The sequence below is a fragment of the Citrobacter amalonaticus genome, from assembly GCF_001559075.2.
Taxonomy (GTDB): domain Bacteria; phylum Pseudomonadota; class Gammaproteobacteria; order Enterobacterales; family Enterobacteriaceae; genus Citrobacter_A; species Citrobacter_A amalonaticus_F.
Genome location: NZ_CP014015.2, coordinates 4,784,964 through 4,801,210 on the forward strand (window position 1 = coordinate 4,784,964; position 16,247 = coordinate 4,801,210).

General features: G+C 55.2%; 17 protein-coding genes. 8 read left to right on the forward strand and 9 right to left on the reverse strand.

The features are described 5' to 3' along the window. Positions 1 to 235 precede the first annotated feature (235 nt). Complete coding sequence (gene pyk / locus AL479_RS23105) at positions 236 to 1,678, forward strand: pyruvate kinase (RefSeq protein ID WP_043000365.1); 1,443 nt, start codon at positions 236 to 238, stop codon at positions 1,676 to 1,678. A gap of 44 nt (positions 1,679 to 1,722) precedes the next feature. On the opposite strand, the gene lpxM is transcribed toward pyk, so the two are convergent. The 3 genes from lpxM to znuA all read right to left on the reverse strand — a co-directional run bounded on the left by lpxM (position 1,723) and on the right by znuA (position 5,099). After that, positions 1,723 to 2,694 carry a lauroyl-Kdo(2)-lipid IV(A) myristoyltransferase gene (lpxM, locus tag AL479_RS23110; RefSeq protein ID WP_061077815.1) on the reverse strand — a complete coding sequence of 324 codons (972 nt, stop codon included), beginning with the start codon at positions 2,692 to 2,694 and terminating at the stop codon, positions 1,723 to 1,725. A gap of 122 nt (positions 2,695 to 2,816) precedes the next feature. After that, complete coding sequence (gene mepM / locus AL479_RS23115; protein ID WP_061077816.1) at positions 2,817 to 4,139, reverse strand: murein DD-endopeptidase MepM; 1,323 nt, start codon at positions 4,137 to 4,139, stop codon at positions 2,817 to 2,819. A gap of 15 nt (positions 4,140 to 4,154) precedes the next feature. Beyond that, on the reverse strand, positions 4,155 to 5,099 hold the full coding sequence (gene znuA, locus AL479_RS23120) for a zinc ABC transporter substrate-binding protein ZnuA (RefSeq protein ID WP_061077817.1): 945 nt from the start codon (positions 5,097 to 5,099) through the stop codon (positions 4,155 to 4,157). Between the two features lie 78 nt (positions 5,100 to 5,177). Here znuA and znuC point away from each other — a divergent pair, with 78 nt between their 5' ends. Together znuC and znuB are read left to right on the forward strand one after the other, a co-directional pair. After that, positions 5,178 to 5,933: a zinc ABC transporter ATP-binding protein ZnuC gene (znuC, locus tag AL479_RS23125; RefSeq protein ID WP_044257630.1), complete on the forward strand. Its 756-nt coding sequence runs from the start codon at positions 5,178 to 5,180 to the stop codon at positions 5,931 to 5,933. Next, positions 5,930 to 6,715 carry a zinc ABC transporter permease subunit ZnuB gene (znuB, locus tag AL479_RS23130; protein WP_061077818.1) on the forward strand — a complete coding sequence of 262 codons (786 nt, stop codon included), beginning with the start codon at positions 5,930 to 5,932 and terminating at the stop codon, positions 6,713 to 6,715. The genes znuC and znuB overlap by 4 nt, the downstream gene beginning before the upstream one ends. A gap of 72 nt (positions 6,716 to 6,787) precedes the next feature. Here znuB and ruvB read toward each other — a convergent pair whose 3' ends face one another. From ruvB to aspS, 6 genes are all read right to left on the reverse strand, one after another. After that, positions 6,788 to 7,798 (reverse strand): Holliday junction branch migration DNA helicase RuvB, encoded by a 1,011-nt coding sequence (gene ruvB / locus AL479_RS23135; RefSeq protein ID WP_061077819.1) that lies wholly within the window; start codon positions 7,796 to 7,798, stop codon positions 6,788 to 6,790. An 8-nt stretch (positions 7,799 to 7,806) separates the two neighbouring features. Continuing rightward, on the reverse strand, positions 7,807 to 8,418 hold the full coding sequence (gene ruvA, locus AL479_RS23140; protein ID WP_043000358.1) for a Holliday junction branch migration protein RuvA: 612 nt from the start codon (positions 8,416 to 8,418) through the stop codon (positions 7,807 to 7,809). Positions 8,419 to 8,495: 77 nt separating this feature from the next. Further along, positions 8,496 to 9,017, reverse strand: a complete 522-nt coding sequence (ruvC, locus tag AL479_RS23145) for a crossover junction endodeoxyribonuclease RuvC (RefSeq protein ID WP_000022509.1) — start codon at positions 9,015 to 9,017, stop codon at positions 8,496 to 8,498. Between the two features lie 34 nt (positions 9,018 to 9,051). After that, positions 9,052 to 9,795 (reverse strand): YebC/PmpR family DNA-binding transcriptional regulator, encoded by a 744-nt coding sequence (locus AL479_RS23150; protein ID WP_061077820.1) that lies wholly within the window; start codon positions 9,793 to 9,795, stop codon positions 9,052 to 9,054. 28 nt (positions 9,796 to 9,823) lie between these two features. Further along, positions 9,824 to 10,276: a dihydroneopterin triphosphate diphosphatase gene (gene nudB / locus AL479_RS23155; protein ID WP_061078057.1), complete on the reverse strand. Its 453-nt coding sequence runs from the start codon at positions 10,274 to 10,276 to the stop codon at positions 9,824 to 9,826. A 117-nt stretch (positions 10,277 to 10,393) separates the two neighbouring features. After that, on the reverse strand, positions 10,394 to 12,166 hold the full coding sequence (aspS, locus tag AL479_RS23160; RefSeq protein ID WP_061077821.1) for an aspartate--tRNA ligase: 1,773 nt from the start codon (positions 12,164 to 12,166) through the stop codon (positions 10,394 to 10,396). A gap of 410 nt (positions 12,167 to 12,576) precedes the next feature. Here aspS and AL479_RS23165 point away from each other — a divergent pair, with 410 nt between their 5' ends. The 5 genes from AL479_RS23165 to cmoB are packed head-to-tail and all read left to right on the forward strand — an operon-like array spanning position 12,577 to position 16,154. Next, a complete protein-coding gene (locus AL479_RS23165) occupies positions 12,577 to 13,143 on the forward strand; it encodes a hydrolase (protein ID WP_061077822.1) in 567 nt (188 codons plus the stop codon). Continuing rightward, positions 13,140 to 13,958, forward strand: coding sequence for a DUF72 domain-containing protein (locus AL479_RS23170; RefSeq protein WP_061077823.1), 819 nt, complete (start codon positions 13,140 to 13,142; stop codon positions 13,956 to 13,958). The genes AL479_RS23165 and AL479_RS23170 overlap by 4 nt, the downstream gene beginning before the upstream one ends. Positions 13,959 to 14,009: 51 nt before the next feature. Continuing rightward, positions 14,010 to 14,405: an MAPEG family protein gene (locus AL479_RS23175; protein ID WP_046481185.1), complete on the forward strand. Its 396-nt coding sequence runs from the start codon at positions 14,010 to 14,012 to the stop codon at positions 14,403 to 14,405. Positions 14,406 to 14,445: 40 nt separating this feature from the next. Next, positions 14,446 to 15,189, forward strand: coding sequence for a carboxy-S-adenosyl-L-methionine synthase CmoA (gene cmoA, locus AL479_RS23180; RefSeq protein ID WP_043000353.1), 744 nt, complete (start codon positions 14,446 to 14,448; stop codon positions 15,187 to 15,189). Next, positions 15,186 to 16,154: a tRNA 5-methoxyuridine(34)/uridine 5-oxyacetic acid(34) synthase CmoB gene (cmoB, locus tag AL479_RS23185; RefSeq protein WP_061077824.1), complete on the forward strand. Its 969-nt coding sequence runs from the start codon at positions 15,186 to 15,188 to the stop codon at positions 16,152 to 16,154. Before cmoA ends, cmoB begins: the two co-directional genes overlap by 4 nt. Positions 16,155 to 16,247: the final 93 nt, after the last annotated feature.

Consider the following 16,247-nt stretch of genomic DNA (forward strand, 5'->3'; position numbering starts at 1 on the left):
TACGACTTAAATTCGTCATCCGGTTTTGTTCGCTATGCTATGTAGACCCTAAGTAATTCGAGTTGCACAAAGGCGGCAACGCAGCGAATCCTCCGGAGCTTACTGAAGTAAGTGGCTGGGGTGAGCAAGGAAGCCAACACACAGGCAACCTGAAGTATGACGGGTGTAAGTTTTTTCAGAACTGCCGGATCAATTTTCACGCAACACCTAGTTGTTTCAGTCAACGGAGTATTACATGTCCAGAAGGCTTCGCAGAACCAAAATCGTTACGACATTAGGCCCGGCTACCGACCGCGATAACAATCTTGAGAAGATTATCGCCGCTGGTGCTAACGTCGTGCGGATGAATTTCTCTCACGGTTCGCCAGAAGATCATAAAATGCGCGCGGATAAAGTTCGTGAGATCGCTGCCAGATTGGGACGCCACGTAGGCATTCTGGGTGACCTCCAGGGGCCAAAAATTCGCGTCTCGACCTTTAAAGAAGGCAAAGTATTCCTCAACATCGGTGACAAATTTCTTCTGGATGCCAACTTGGGTAAAGGTGAAGGCGACAAAGAAAAAGTCGGCATTGACTACAAAGGTCTGCCGGCAGACGTGGTACCTGGCGACATTTTGCTGCTCGACGATGGTCGCGTGCAGTTAAAAGTGCTGGAAGTTCAGGGCATGAAAGTGTTCACGGAAGTGACCGTGGGCGGCCCGCTCTCCAACAACAAAGGCATCAACAAACTGGGTGGCGGTCTCTCCGCTGAAGCCCTGACCGAAAAAGACAAAGCCGATATCGTGACCGCCGCTCAGATTGGCGTTGATTACCTGGCTGTCTCCTTCCCGCGTTGCGGCGAAGACCTGAACTACGCTCGTCGCCTGGCGCGTGATGCGGGCTGTGATGCCAAGATTGTGGCCAAAGTCGAACGTGCCGAAGCGGTTTGCGATCAGAATGCGATGGATGACATCATTCTGGCCTCTGACGTGGTGATGGTCGCTCGTGGCGACCTCGGCGTTGAGATTGGCGATCCGGAACTGGTCGGCATCCAGAAGACGTTGATTCGTCGCGCACGTAAGTTGAACCGCGCGGTGATTACCGCGACCCAGATGATGGAGTCGATGATCACCAACCCAATGCCAACCCGTGCGGAAGTGATGGACGTCGCGAACGCCGTGCTGGATGGTACCGATGCGGTCATGCTGTCAGCCGAAACGGCGGCAGGCCAGTACCCGGCGGAAACCGTCGCGGCGATGGCGCGCGTCTGCCTGGGTGCAGAAAAAATCCCCAGCATCAATGTCTCTAAACACCGTCTGGACGTACAGTTCGACAATGTTGAAGAAGCGATTGCGATGTCCGCCATGTACGCGGCAAACCACCTGAAAGGGGTGACCGCGATCATTACCATGACGGAATCCGGTCGTACCGCGCTGATGACCTCGCGCATCAGCTCCGGGCTGCCGATTTTCGCCATGTCCCGACATGAGCGTACGCTGAACCTGACGTCGCTGTACCGCGGCGTCACGCCGGTACATTTCGACAGCGCGGCAGAAGGCGTTGTCGCAGCAAGCGAAGCGGTGAATCTGCTGCGTGATAAAGGCTACCTGGTGTCCGGCGATCTGGTGATCGTGACGCAGGGCGACGTGATGAGCACCATTGGCTCAACCAATACCACGCGTATTCTGACCGTCGAGTAATCGACTGCTGGTATAAAAAGGCCTCTCATGTGAGAGGCCTTTTTTTATTTGAGGGGGTAGAGATCTTTGCGCTTATATGGCTGGATCTCGCCCGGTTTGCGGGTCTTCAGCAATTTCAGAATCCAGGTATATTGCTCGGGATGCGGACCAACAAAAATTTCCACCTCTTCGTTCATTCGACGGGCGATGGTGTTGTCATCTGCGGTCAGTAGATCGTCCATTGGCGGGCGCACCTGAATCGTCAGTCGGTGGGTATCGCCGTTATAGACCGGGAACAGCGGGATGACGCGCGCCCGACACACTTTCATCAGTCGTCCAATGGCTGGCAGCGTCGCTTTATAGGTGGCAAAGAAATCGACAAATTCACTGTGTTCAGGGCCATGATCCTGATCGGGCAGATAATATCCCCAGTAGCCCTGACGAACAGACTGAATGAACGGCTTGATGCCGTCATTACGCGCATGCAGGCGACCGCCAAAGCGGCGACGAACCGTGTTCCAGACGTAATCAAACACCGGGTTTCCCTGATTATGGAACATCGCCGCCATCTTCTGGCCCTGAGACGCCATTAGCATCGCCGGAATATCCACGCCCCAGCCATGCGGCACCAGGAAGATCACCTTTTCATTGTTACGGCGCATCTCCTCGATGATCTCAAGCCCTTCCCAGTCAACGCGCGACTGAATTTTCTCCGGACCGCGAATCGCCAGTTCCGCCATCATCACCATGGCCTGTGGCGCGGTTGAAAACATCTCATCGACAATAGCTTCGCGCTCAGCTTCGCTACGTTCCGGAAAGCACAATGACAGGTTAATCAGCGCCCGACGACGCGAGCTTTTGCCCAGACGTCCGGCAAAACGGCCCACTTTCGCCAGCAGCGGGTCGCGAAAGGACGCAGGCGTTAAGGCGATACCCGCCATCGCCGCGACGCCCAGCCATGCGCCCCAGTAGCGCGGATGGCGAAAGGATTTCTCAAACTCAGGGATGTACTCACTATTATTTTTTTTTGTTTCCATGCTTATCCAGTGCCTGATGACGCGAAAAGTAAATCTGATGATAGTGTAGCGGCGCACCCTGCCGCGCACAAAATAAAAAAGCCGGCACACGCGCTGCGTACCGGCTTTGAGGTCATGAATGATTAGTCGAAGCGTAGCTGCGGCAGAACCTCTTTGACCTGCGCCAGGTAATCGGTACGATCTTTACCGGTCAGACCTTCGGTACGCGGCAGTTTCGCCGTCAGCGGGTTAACCGCCTGCTGGTTGATCCAGACTTCATAGTGCAGATGCGGGCCGGTAGAACGTCCTGTGTTACCGGAGAGTGCGATACGATCGCCACGTTTAACCTTTTGTCCTGGTTTAACCAGCAGCTTACGCAAGTGCATATAGCGCGTGGTATAGGTACGACCGTGACGCACCGCCACATAATAGCCAGCCGCTCCACTGCGCTTCGCCACGACGACTTCACCGTCACCCACGGACAGCACCGGCGTCCCCTGCGGCATCGCGAAGTCCACACCTCTGTGCGGTGCGACTCGCCCGGTAACCGGGTTAGTTCGACGCGGGTTGAAGTTAGACGAAATGCGGAACTGTTTTGCCGTCGGGAAACGCAGGAAGCCTTTCGCCAGCCCGGTACCGTTGCGGTCGTAGAACTTACCGTCTTCGGCACGGATAGCGTAATAATCTTTACCTTCTGAACGCAAACGCACGCCCAACAACTGGCTCTGCTCACGCTTGCCGTCCAGCATTTCACGAGACATCAGCACAGAGAACTCATCGCCTTTTTTCAGTTTGCGGAAGTCCATCTGCCACTGCATCGCTTTGATCACCGCGCTAATTTCCGCGCTGGTCAGCCCGGCAGTTTTCGCACTGGCGACGAAGCTGTTGCCAACGGTGCCTTTCATCAGGCTGTTTACCCAGTCGCCCTGCTGCGTTTCGGCGCTCATCTTAAAGCCATTCGCCGCAGTACGATCATAGGTACGGGTTTCGCGACGCGACATTTCCCACGTCAGACGCTGTAAATCGCCGTCCGCGGTCAGCGTCCAGGAGAGCTGTTGACCAATCTTCAGATTACGCAGCTCTTTATCGGACGCAGCAAGCTGAGTGATATCCCCCATATCAATGCCGTACTGATTCAGAATGCTGCTGAGGGTATCGCCCGTCGAAACGACATATTCATGGACGCCCGCTTCTCCTGAGGTTTTGTCGTCCAGCTCATCCTGAGGAATGGCTTCATCTTCCTGTGCCGCCTGATCGATAGGCTCGCTGGCCTCCGGGAGCAGTGAACGAATTTCGCTCTTCTCCAGTTCGATCGTTTTAACAATGGGGGTAGATTCCGGGTGATAAACGTAAGGCCGCCAGACAGCGACGGCCAGTGTCAGAACAGTAAGCGACCCCAGCATAACGCGATGGGGTCTGGGCAGATTATTAAATGCCAGGGCGACAGAGCGGGCTATCTGTTGCACGTATTCACTTCCTCATTAATCTCCTTTCAGGCAGCTCGCATACTGGTTCGCTAGTTGGTTCAAGAACGCTGAATAGCTCGTTTTACCCAGTTTGATGTTTGTCCCGAGGGGATCCAACGTTCCCATTCGAACGGATGTCCCTCTCGCAACGGCTTCAACGACCGCTGGCCTGAACTGTGGCTCAGCAAAAACGCAGGTTGCTTTTTGCTCAACCAACTGTGTTCTTATTTCATGTAAACGCTGCGCACCAGGTTGTATCTCAGGGTTGACGGTGAAGTGACCCAATGGAGTGAGTCCGTAGTGTTTTTCGTAATAGCCGTAGGCGTCATGAAAAACGAAATACCCTTTGCCCTTGAGCGGTGCGAGCTCGTTACCGACCTGCTTATCGGTTGCGGCTAATTGTGCCTCAAAATCCTTCAGGTTGGCGTCAAGTTTGGCTCGACTTTGCGGCATAAGTTCCACTAATTTTTCATGGATTGCAACCGCTGAGGCCCGCGCTATCTCTGGGGAGAGCCAAAGATGCATGTTGTAATCACCATGATGGTGATGTGCGTCACCTTTTTCGCCGTGATCATGATCGTGGTCGTGCTCATCATCATCATCGTCAGCCCCTTTCATGAGCAACGGTTTCACGTCTTTGAGCTGCGCAATCGTTACCTGTTTAGCGGCGGGAATGTTGCTGACGGACTTTTCCATGAACGCTTCCATCTCAGGCCCAATCCAGACAACTAAGTCCGCGCCCTGTAAGCGTTTTACGTCAGATGGACGTAGTGAATAATCATGCTCGGATGCTCCATCCGGAAGTAAGACTTGTGTCTGCGTGACGCCATCAGCGATGGCAGAAGCAATGAACCCTAATGGCTTGAGAGAAGCGACAACGGCGGCATTTGCCGCCTGTGTTGCACTGCCCCAAAGAGCGGCGGATAATGCAGCGAAAAGAAGCGTATTTTTATGTAACATAATGCGACCAATCATCGTAATGAATGTGAGAAATGTGATATTATAACATTCTATAACTTCTGCAAGACTAAAATTGACATGACGACTTTGGTTTCACTGGAAAATGTCTCGGTCTCCTTCGGCCAGCGCCGCGTCCTTTCTGACGTTTCGCTTGAACTGAGACCCGGAAAAATTTTAACGCTGCTCGGCCCAAATGGCGCCGGGAAGTCAACGCTGGTTCGCGTCGTTCTCGGACTGGTCGCACCGGATGAAGGCGTGATCACGCGTAACGGTAAGCTGCGAATTGGCTACGTTCCGCAGAAATTGTATCTCGATACCACTCTGCCGCTTACCGTCAGTCGTTTCTTACGCCTGCGCCCCGGCACAAAGAAAGATGACATCCTGCCAGCCCTGAAACGCGTGCAGGCCGGGCATCTGATTGATGCGCCGATGCAAAAGCTCTCCGGTGGCGAGACGCAGCGCGTCCTGTTAGCGCGCGCGCTTCTCAATCAGCCGCAGCTTCTGGTGCTTGACGAACCCACTCAGGGCGTAGATGTCAACGGCCAGGTCGCGCTGTACGACCTTATCGATCAGTTACGTCGTGAGCTGGACTGCGCCGTGCTGATGGTGTCCCACGATCTGCATCTGGTGATGGCAAAAACTGACGAAGTGTTGTGTCTGAATCATCACATTTGCTGTTCAGGTACGCCTGAAATCGTTTCCATGCACCCGGAATTTATCTCGATGTTCGGCCCTCGCGGCGCGGAGCAACTGGGAATTTACCGTCATCATCATAATCATCGCCACGACCTGCAGGGTCGTATTGTGCTGCGCCGGGGAAATGGTCAATCATGATTGAATTATTACTGCCTGGCTGGTTAGCCGGGATCATGCTGGCCTGCGCGGCGGGTCCATTGGGTTCATTCGTCGTCTGGCGTCGGATGTCCTATTTTGGTGATACGCTGGCGCATGCGTCGCTGCTCGGCGTCGCCTTTGGCCTGTTGTTGGATGTGAACCCTTTCTATGCGGTCATTGCTGTGACGCTGATGCTGGCGGCAGGCCTGGTCTGGCTGGAGAAGCGCCCTCACCTTGCCATCGATACGCTGCTTGGCATTATGGCGCACAGCGCGCTGTCCCTGGGCCTGGTCGTGGTCAGCCTGATGTCGAATATTCGCGTGGATCTGATGGCCTACCTGTTTGGCGATCTGCTGGCGGTTACGCCGGACGATTTGATCTCTATCGCCATTGGCGTGGTGATCGTACTGGCGATCCTCTTCTGGCAATGGCGTAACCTGCTGTCGATGACCATCAGCCCCGATCTGGCGTTTGTTGACGGGGTGAAACTGCAGCGCGTGAAGCTGCTGTTGATGCTGGTCACTGCCTTAACCATTGGTGTGGCGATGAAGTTCGTCGGGGCGCTGATCATAACCTCGTTGCTGATTATCCCGGCGGCGACGGCGCGTCGCTTTGCTCGCACGCCGGAACAGATGGCTGGCGTTGCGGTAGGGATTGGCATGATAGCGGTTACAGGCGGGCTGACCTTCTCGGCCTTCTACGATACCCCTGCGGGTCCCTCAGTGGTGCTGTGCGCCGCGCTGCTGTTTATTCTGAGCATGTCGAAGAAAACAGCGGCCTGATTTTCCCGGTGGCGCTGAGCTTACCGTGCCTACAACATCGAGTAGGCGTGATAAGCGCAGCGCCCTCAGACATCAAGGCATTTCCGGCGGCGTAATGCCAAAGTGGTTCCAGGCGCGCACTGTCGCCATTCTTCCGCGCGGCGTGCGCTGCAAAAAGCCTTGCTGAATCAGATACGGCTCCAGCACATCTTCAATGGTTTCACGCTCTTCACCGATGGCTGCCGCCAGGTTATCCAGCCCGACCGGCCCGCCAAAGAATTTGTCGATTACCGCCAGCAGCAGCTTGCGATCCATGTAATCAAACCCTTCAGCATCAACGTTCAGCATATCCAGCGCCTGTGCGGCAATCTCGGCGGAAATGGTGCCATCATGCTTCACTTCTGCAAAATCCCGCACGCGTCTGAGCAGACGGTTGGCGATACGCGGCGTCCCCCGTGCGCGACGCGCGACTTCCAGCGCCCCTTCGTCGCTCATCTCCAGCCCCATAAAGCGCGCGCTGCGCCCTACGATATGCTGGAGATCCGGCACCTGATAAAACTCCAGACGCTGCACAATGCCAAAGCGATCGCGCAATGGAGAGGTCAGTGAACCCGCGCGGGTCGTTGCGCCAATCAGGGTAAACGGCGGCAGATCGATTTTAATCGAGCGCGCCGCCGGTCCTTCGCCGATCATAATATCCAGCTGATAATCTTCCATCGCCGGATAGAGCACCTCTTCCACCACCGGCGACAGTCGATGGATCTCATCGATAAACAGTACGTCGTGCGGCTCAAGGTTGGTCAGCATCGCGGCCAGATCGCCCGCTTTTTCCAGCACCGGGCCGGAGGTGGTGCGCAGATTGACGCCCATTTCATTGGCGACAATGTTGGCAAGCGTGGTTTTCCCCAGTCCGGGAGGACCAAAAATCAGCAGGTGGTCGAGCGCATCACCCCGCAGTTTTGCCGCCTGGATGAAAATCTCCATCTGCGAGCGCACCTGCGGTTGACCGATATACTCTTCGAGTAATTTCGGGCGAATAGCGCGATCGGCGACCTCTTCTGTGAGAGTGGCACCTGCCGAAATCAGGCGATCTGCTTCTATCATCCTTTACCTCATAACGCGGCGCGCAGGGCTTCGCGGATCAGTGTTTCACTGCTGGCATCCGGGCGAGCGATTTTGCTCACCATGCGGCTGGCTTCCTGTGGTTTATAGCCCAGCGCCACCAGCGCCGCAACCGCTTCCTGTTCGGCATCGTCCGTCGCCGGGCTCGCTGGCGAGGTCAGTACCAGATCGGCGGCTGGCGTAAAGAGATCGCCATGCAGGCCTTTGAAACGGTCCTTCATTTCGACAATCAGTCGTTCGGCCGTTTTTTTGCCGATCCCCGGCAGCTTGACCAGCGCGCCCAGTTCTTCGCGTTCGACAGCGTTGACGAACTGCTGCGCGGACATCCCGGACAGGATCGCCAGCGCCAGTTTAGGGCCGACGCCGTTGGTTTTGATCAGTTCTTTAAACAACGTGCGCTCTTGCTTATTGTTAAAGCCGTACAGCAGTTGTGCGTCTTCGCGAACCACGAAGTGGGTAAAGACAACGGCTTCTTTTCCGGATTCCGGGAGCTCATAAAAACAGGTCATTGGCATATGCACTTCATAGCCGACGCCGCCCACTTCGAGTAACACCAGCGGGGGTTGTTTTTCCAGAATGATGCCTCTGAGTCTGCCTATCACGTTACGCTCCTGCGTTGGGCCGAAAGTAAAGCCGTATCATAAAAAAAGGCTGGATAGATATCCAGCCTCATTTGTCATTATCGCAAGCGACCTCGGGCAAGATTGAGGCGCGATTCGCTCATTTGCATCGCATTCTGACTGACGTGGCAGTGTGTAATGGCGATGGCCAGCGCATCTGCCGCATCCGCCTGCGGATTCGCTGGCAGTTTCAGCAAGGTTCGCACCATGTGCTGCACCTGACTTTTCTCTGCGCTACCAATGCCAACCACCGTCTGCTTGACCTGACGTGCCGCGTACTCAAATACTGGCAGTTCCTGGTTGACTGCCGCCACAATCGCCACCCCGCGCGCCTGCCCCAGTTTGAGCGCAGAATCGGCGTTCTTCGCCATAAACACCTGCTCGATGGCAAAGTAGTCGGGCTGAAACTGGGTGATGATTTCCGTCACGCCGGCATAAATCAGCTTAAGGCGCGACGGAAGATCGTCGACTTTGGTACGAATGCAGCCGCTGCCGAGATACGTCAGTTGTCTGCCGACCTGACGTATCACGCCGTAACCGGTAATGCGGGAGCCCGGATCAATACCGAGAATGATGGACATCACGCGCCTCCGGTTGTAACGGGATTAAGCCACATCATTCTAATGTAGCGGCAACCTCATCAGAGATTTCACCGTTGTGATAAACTTCCTGCACGTCGTCACAGTCTTCCAGCATGTCGATCAGACGCATCAGTTTTGGTGCGGTTTCCGCATCCATCTCCGCTTTGGTCGACGGGATCATAGAGACTTCAGAACTGTCGGCTTTCAGACCGGCGGCTTCCAGTGCATCACGCACTTTGCCCATCTCTTCCCATGCCGTGTAGACGTCAATCGCGCCATCATCGAAGGTCACAACATCTTCCGCGCCCGCTTCCAGCGCCGCTTCCATGATCACGTCTTCATCCCCTTTTTCGAAAGAGATGACGCCTTTTTTGCTGAACAGGTAGGAAACAGAACCATCCGTGCCCAGGTTACCCCCGGTCTTGCTGAAGGCGTGACGCACTTCGGCAACGGTGCGGTTACGGTTGTCAGACAGACATTCAATCATCACCGCAGTGCCGCCAGGACCGTAACCTTCATAGATGATGGTTTCCATGTTCGCATCATCATCACCGCCCACGCCGCGGGCGATTGCACGGTTCAGCGTGTCACGGGTCATGTTGTTAGCCAGCGCTTTATCGACAGCCGCACGCAGACGCGGGTTCGCATCCGGATCGCCGCCGCCCAGTTTGGCCGCGGTCACCAGCTCACGAATAATCTTGGTGAAGATTTTGCCGCGCTTCGCATCCTGCGCCGCTTTACGGTGTCTGGTGTTGGCCCATTTACTATGACCTGCCATAAATATTTCCTCAAAAAAGCACGCCCTCTCAGGCGATGTTAATCACAAATTCTTCAATCGCCTGCCGGTTGCTCCATGACTTGGTGAGCGCCGCCGCAGCTGGCGCATCAAGCCACTGGTAGGCCAGATGTTCACTAAAAACGATCTGACGTTCTTGCGGCAGCGCAAGGCAGAACCAGGATTCTGTATTGCGCAGCACACCCGGTGCATAGCGATGACGTAAATGAGAAAAAATCTCAAACTCCACCGTGCGCTGACAGTCAATTAAGGTCAGTTGCTCAGCTGCAACGTCAATGGCGACCTCTTCCTTTACTTCGCGCATGGCGGCCTGCGACGCGGTCTCCCCCTCTTCCACACTGCCGGTAACCGACTGCCAGAATTCAGGATCGTCGCGTCGCTGTAACATCAGCACCCGTTTCGTGTCCTGGGCATAAATGACAACTAAGACAGAAACGGGACGCTTATACACTTTATCCTTCACGCTATCTCTTTGTTGGCTGCCTTCGCTCATCCCATTCACATAGTTATCTATGCTCATGGGAATTCACTCAGTTGCCGCCGCGATGTAGCGCAAATGATTTCGTGTATATAAGCCATATCAGTTTTTCTCTTCCTTTTTCACCACGTCGATACCCAGTTCAGCCAACGCTGCTGGATTAGCGACGCTCGGCGCTTCGGTCATCAGACACGCCGCTGCGGTGGTTTTCGGGAAGGCGATAACGTCACGAATATTGTCGGTGCCGGTCAGCAGCATGGTCAAACGGTCAAGACCAAATGCCAGGCCCGCGTGCGGCGGCGTACCGTATTTCAGCGCGTCGAGCAGGAAGCCAAACTTCTCACGCTGTTCCTGTTCATTGATGCCCAGAATGCCAAACACGGTCTGCTGCATTTCGCCGCTGTGAATACGCACAGAACCACCACCGACTTCGTAGCCGTTGATAACCATGTCGTAGGCATTCGCCACCGCGTCTTCCGGTGCCGCTTTCAGTTCTGCAGCCGTCATGTCTTTCGGTGAGGTGAACGGGTGATGCATCGCGGTCAGGCCACCTTCGCCGTCATCTTCAAACATCGGGAAGTCGATGACCCACAGCGGCGCCCATTTCGTTTCGTCAGTCAGCCCCAGGTCTTTACCCAGTTTCAGACGCAGCGCGCCCAGCGCGTCGGCAACCACTTTCTTGTTGTCCGCGCCGAAGAAAATCATATCGCCGTCTTGCGCGCCTGTGCGCTCAAGGATCGCTTCCACGATTTCCGCGTTGAGGAATTTCGCCACTGGGCTGTTGATGCCTTCCAGACCTTTCGCCCGTTCGGTGACTTTGATATAAGCCAGACCTTTCGCGCCGTAGATCTTAATAAAGTTACCGTAGTCGTCGATCTGCTTACGGCTTAAGCTCGCACCGCCCGGTACGCGCAGTGCAGCAATGCGACCTTTCGGATCGTTCGCCGGGCCAGAGAACACGGCAAACTCAACGGCCTTCAGCAGGTCGGCAACGTCCACCAGTTCCATCGGGTTACGCAGATCCGGCTTGTCAGAACCGTAACGACGTTCGGCTTCGGCAAAGGTCATGACCGGGAAATCACCTAGTTCCATGCCTTTCACATCATTCCACAGGCTACGCACCAGCGCTTCCATCACCTCACGCACCTGTTCGGCGGTCATGAAGGAGGTTTCCACATCGATCTGGGTGAATTCTGGCTGACGGTCAGCACGCAGGTCTTCGTCGCGGAAGCATTTGACGATCTGGTAGTAACGGTCAAAACCGGACATCATCAGTAGCTGCTTGAACAGCTGCGGTGACTGCGGCAGCGCGTAAAATTTGCCTTTGTGTACACGCGAAGGAACCAGATAGTCACGCGCACCTTCCGGCGTGGCTTTGGTCAGCATCGGGGTTTCGATATCAAGGAAACCATGATCGTCCATAAAGCGACGTACCAGGCTTGTGATCTTCGCGCGGGTTTTCAAGCGCTGAGCCATTTCCGGGCGACGCAGATCCAGATAGCGGTACTTCAGACGCGCTTCTTCGGTGTTCACGTGGTTAGAGTCAAGCGGCAGTGATTCTGCACGGTTGATGATCGTCAGCGAAGAGGCCAGCACTTCAATTTCGCCAGTTGCCATTTCACCGTTGACGTTTTTCTCGTCACGCGCACGCACGGTGCCCGTTACCTGGATGCAGAACTCATTACGCAGTTCAGAGGCCAGCTTTAACGCGTCCGCACGATCCGGATCGAAAAACACCTGCACGATACCTTCGCGATCGCGCATGTCGATGAAGATCAGACTACCAAGATCACGACGACGGTTGACCCAACCACACAGAGTCACCTGCTGCCCCACGTGGGACAAACGGAGCTGTCCGCAATATTCTGTACGCATGAGATATCCCTTAATTAGCCGCAGGCGGATTGTCGCCTGCCTCGCAGGCCACGATGTCGCAGCTTTAACTGTATGTCACAACTGAATGAAAAAGGCGGCTATTATACTGGAAATTCGACCGCACGATAAGAGCCTATCCCAGTAGGCTATCTTTTTTGCCATTTTGCCCCTGGGCAGTGCTCACAATCCTCACGTACTCTTGTACGCTGCGGTTGTTCCACGCTGTCCGCGGGCAAACTGGCGGCAACAATTACGCTTACTGGGAGAGACGCTACGTCCGGTACTGACTGTACGCCTGTTTCCTGGACGGGCATTGCGTATTCTCACAAAAAATAACAAAAATTGTCGCTCCTTACACACCCAATCGCGATTAAGGTGTAACGGAATTTTGATTTTTGACGGGAGTTATCATGTTACAACTGAACGCTAAAACGACAGCCCTGGTTATTATTGACCTGCAGGAAGGGATCCTGCCCTTCGCCGGCGGCCCTCATTCGGCCAATGACGTGGTGGCGCGCGCCGCCCGGCTGGCACAGACGTTTCGTGCTAACGGCTCCCCGGTGGTGATGGTCCGCGTGGGCTGGTCTGATGATTACGCCGAAGCGCTCAAACAACCCGTTGACGCCCAGGCGCCGGCCAAAGCGCTGCCGGAAAACTGGTGGTCATATCCGCAAGCGCTGGGTAAAGCCGACAGCGATCTGGAAGTCACCAAACGCCAGTGGGGCGCATTCTATGGCACGGATCTCGAGCTTCAGTTGCGCCGTCGCGGTATCGATACCATCGTGCTGTGCGGGATTTCGACCAACATCGGCGTCGAGTCCACCGCACGTAACGCCTGGGAACTGGGGTTTAGCCTGGTGATTGCCGAAGACGCCTGTAGCGCCGCCAGCGCCGACCAGCATCAGAACAGCCTGACGCACATCTTCCCTCGTATTGCACGTGTGCGCAGCACAGAAGAGATCGTCAACGCCTTATGATCTACATAGGTCTGCCGCAATGGTCGCACCCGAAGTGGGTGCGTCTTGGCATCACCGGTCTTGAAGAGTATGCCCGCCACTTTAACTGTGTGGAAGGCAACACCACGCTGTACGCGTTGCCAAAAGCGGAGATTGTGGCGCGCTGGTACACACAAACGACGGATGCGTTTCGTTTCTGTTTTAAATTTCCGGCGACCATTTCCCATCAGGCAGCCCTGCGCAATTGCGATGATCTGCTCCATGAATTCCTGACCCGGATGTCGCCGCTGGAAAGTCGCATCGGCCAGTACTGGCTGCAATTGCCCGCCACCTTTGGCCCACGCGATCTCCCTGCTCTCTGGCATTTTCTTGATGCCTTACCACAGACGTTTACCTACGGCGTCGAAGTCCGCCACCCTGAGTTTTTCGCTAAAGGTGACGCTGAACAGCAGCTCAATAGCGGATTGCATCAGCGCGGGGTGAATCGGGTTATCCTCGACAGCCGCCCGGTACACGCAGCCCATGCGCATAATGAAGCCATCCGCGACGCCCAGCGCAAGAAACCGAAACTGCCGGTTCATGCGGTAGTCACCGCGAACCATCCGCTGGTGCGCTTTATCGGCAGCGATAATATGCGACAAAACCGGGAATTCTTTGCCGCCTGGCTAAAAAAATTACCGCTCTGGGAGCAGACCACCACGCCGTATCTCTTTTTGCACACCCCGGATATCGCACAGGCTCCGGAACTGGTCGATACCCTGTGGCAGGACTTGCGCGACGTCTTACCGGAGATCGGAACTGCTCCGTCCATTCCACAGCAATCTTCTCTTTTCTGAAATTGCCACCTATCATAGACAGTGCCATCAGCCATTTTAAAGGGAGTTTGTATGGTAAGCGCGCTGTATGCCGTTTTGGGTGCGTTGTTGTTGATGAAGTTTTCTTTTGACGTTGTCCGCCTGCGGATGCAATACCGCGTTGCCTATGGCGACGGCGGCTTCAGTGAACTCCAGACCGCCATCCGCATTCATGGGAATGCGGTGGAATATGTTCCCGTCGCGTTAGTGCTGCTGTTGTTTATGGAAATGAACGGCGCCGAAACCTGGATGGTGCATATTTGCGGCATTATTCTGCTCGTGGGTCGGCTGATGCATTATTACGGTTTCCATCATCGTCTGTTCCGCTGGCGTCGCTCCGGCATGAGCGCCACCTGGTGTGCATTGTTGCTGATGGTGCTGGCGAACCTTTGGTATATGCCGTGGGAGTTGGTTTTCTCCCTGCATTAGCGCACAATACGCCACTTTATTTTTCCCGGATTTTTACGTTATGTCTCACCGCGACACGCTTTTTTCTGCGCCTATCGCCAGCCTGGGCGACTGGACCTTCGATGAACGGGTAGCCGAAGTCTTCCCGGATATGATCCAGCGTTCTGTTCCCGGCTATTCCAATATCATTTCGATGATTGGCATGCTTGCCGAGCGCTTTGTGCAGCCGGATACGCAGGTCTACGACCTGGGTTGTTCGTTGGGTGCGGCGACGCTCTCGGTGCGTCGCAATATTCATCATGAAAACTGCAAAATTATCGCCGTTGATAACTCCCCGGCGATGATCGAACGCTGCCGCCGTCATATCGATGCTTACAAGGCGCCAACGCCAGTTGAGGTTGTGGAAGGCGACATCCGCGCCATCACCATCGAGAACGCCTCAATGGTGGTACTGAATTTTACCCTGCAATTCCTTGAGCCGCCGGAGCGCCAGGCGTTGTTGGATAAGATTTATCAGGGGCTGAATCCGGGCGGTGCGCTGGTGCTGTCGGAAAAATTCAGCTTCGAAGATGCGAAAGTGGGCGAACTGCTGTTCAACATGCACCACGACTTCAAGCGAGCCAACGGCTACAGCGAACTGGAAATCAGCCAGAAGCGCAGCATGCTGGAAAACGTGATGCTGACCGATTCAGTCGAAACCCATAAAGCGCGTCTGCGTCAGGCCGGTTTTGAACATAGCGAACTGTGGTTCCAGTGCTTTAACTTTGGCTCTCTGGTGGCGTTGAAAGCTGAGGCGAGCGCATGATCGACTTTGGTAACTTCTATCAGCTGATTGCCAAAAATCATCTTGCCCACTGGCTGGAAACGCTGCCCGCGCAGATTGCCGCCTGGCAGCGCGATCAGCATGGTCTGTTTAAGCAGTGGGCAAACGCGGTGGAATTTCTGCCGGAACTGACGCCGTACCGTCTGGATTTATTGCACAGCGTGACGGCGGAAAGTGAAGTGCCGCTGAGCCCGGGGCAGATCAAACGTATCGATACCCTGATGCGAAATCTGATGCCATGGCGTAAAGGGCCGTACTCGCTGTATGGCGTGAACATTGATACCGAATGGCGCTCCGACTGGAAATGGGATCGCGTGCTGCCACATCTGTCGGATCTGACCGGTCGCACGATTCTGGATGTCGGCTGCGGCAGCGGCTACCACATGTGGCGCATGATTGGCGCGGGTGCGCATCTGGCCGTCGGCATTGACCCGACGCAGTTGTTCCTGTGCCAGTTTGAAGCAGTGCGTAAGCTGTTGGGTAACGATCAGCGTGCACATTTGCTGCCGCTGGGCATAGAACAACTTCCGGCGCTGAATGCGTTTGATACCGTCTTTTCGATGGGCGTGCTTTACCATCGCCGCTCCCCGCTGGAGCATCTCTGGCAGTTGAAAGATCAACTGGTGAAAGACGGCGAACTGGTGCTCGAAACGCTGGTAGTGGAAGGCGACGAAAACACCGTGCTGGTGCCGGGCGATCGCTACGCACAGATGCGTAACGTCTATTTTATTCCTTCCGCGCTGGCGCTGAAAAACTGGCTGGAGAAGTGCGGCTTCGTTGATGTTCGTATCGCAGACGTCTGTGTGACATCAACGGAAGAGCAACGTCGTACCGAGTGGATGGTCACCGAGTCGCTGGCCGATTTCCTCGACCCGAACGATCACAGCAAAACCGTCGAAGGCTACCCTGCCCCCTTGCGTGCCGTATTAATTGCGCGTAAACCGTGATGTTGGGGGTTGTAGGCCGGATAAGGCATTAGTCGCATCCGGTATTTTGCCGGGGGCGCTTCGCTTGCCCGGCCTACAATGTCATTCATCAGC

Excerpts from the sequence above, each read along its gene's own strand:
- pyk (WP_043000365.1), top strand. The coding sequence starts at position 236 with ATGTCCAGAAGGCTTCGCAGAACCAAAATCGTTACGACATTAGGCCCG.
- lpxM (WP_061077815.1), bottom strand. The coding sequence starts at position 2,694 with ATGGAAACAAAAAAAAATAATAGTGAGTACATCCCTGAGTTTGAGAAA.
- znuA (WP_061077817.1), bottom strand. The coding sequence starts at position 5,099 with ATGTTACATAAAAATACGCTTCTTTTCGCTGCATTATCCGCCGCTCTT.
- znuC (WP_044257630.1), top strand. The coding sequence starts at position 5,178 with ATGACGACTTTGGTTTCACTGGAAAATGTCTCGGTCTCCTTCGGCCAG.
- znuB (WP_061077818.1), top strand. The coding sequence starts at position 5,930 with ATGATTGAATTATTACTGCCTGGCTGGTTAGCCGGGATCATGCTGGCC.
- ruvB (WP_061077819.1), bottom strand. The coding sequence starts at position 7,798 with ATGATAGAAGCAGATCGCCTGATTTCGGCAGGTGCCACTCTCACAGAA.
- ruvC (WP_000022509.1), bottom strand. The coding sequence starts at position 9,017 with ATGTCCATCATTCTCGGTATTGATCCGGGCTCCCGCATTACCGGTTAC.
- AL479_RS23150 (WP_061077820.1), bottom strand. The coding sequence starts at position 9,795 with ATGGCAGGTCATAGTAAATGGGCCAACACCAGACACCGTAAAGCGGCG.
- aspS (WP_061077821.1), bottom strand. The coding sequence starts at position 12,166 with ATGCGTACAGAATATTGCGGACAGCTCCGTTTGTCCCACGTGGGGCAG.
- AL479_RS23165 (WP_061077822.1), top strand. The coding sequence starts at position 12,577 with ATGTTACAACTGAACGCTAAAACGACAGCCCTGGTTATTATTGACCTG.
- AL479_RS23170 (WP_061077823.1), top strand. The coding sequence starts at position 13,140 with ATGATCTACATAGGTCTGCCGCAATGGTCGCACCCGAAGTGGGTGCGT.
- AL479_RS23175 (WP_046481185.1), top strand. The coding sequence starts at position 14,010 with ATGGTAAGCGCGCTGTATGCCGTTTTGGGTGCGTTGTTGTTGATGAAG.
- cmoA (WP_043000353.1), top strand. The coding sequence starts at position 14,446 with ATGTCTCACCGCGACACGCTTTTTTCTGCGCCTATCGCCAGCCTGGGC.
- cmoB (WP_061077824.1), top strand. The coding sequence starts at position 15,186 with ATGATCGACTTTGGTAACTTCTATCAGCTGATTGCCAAAAATCATCTT.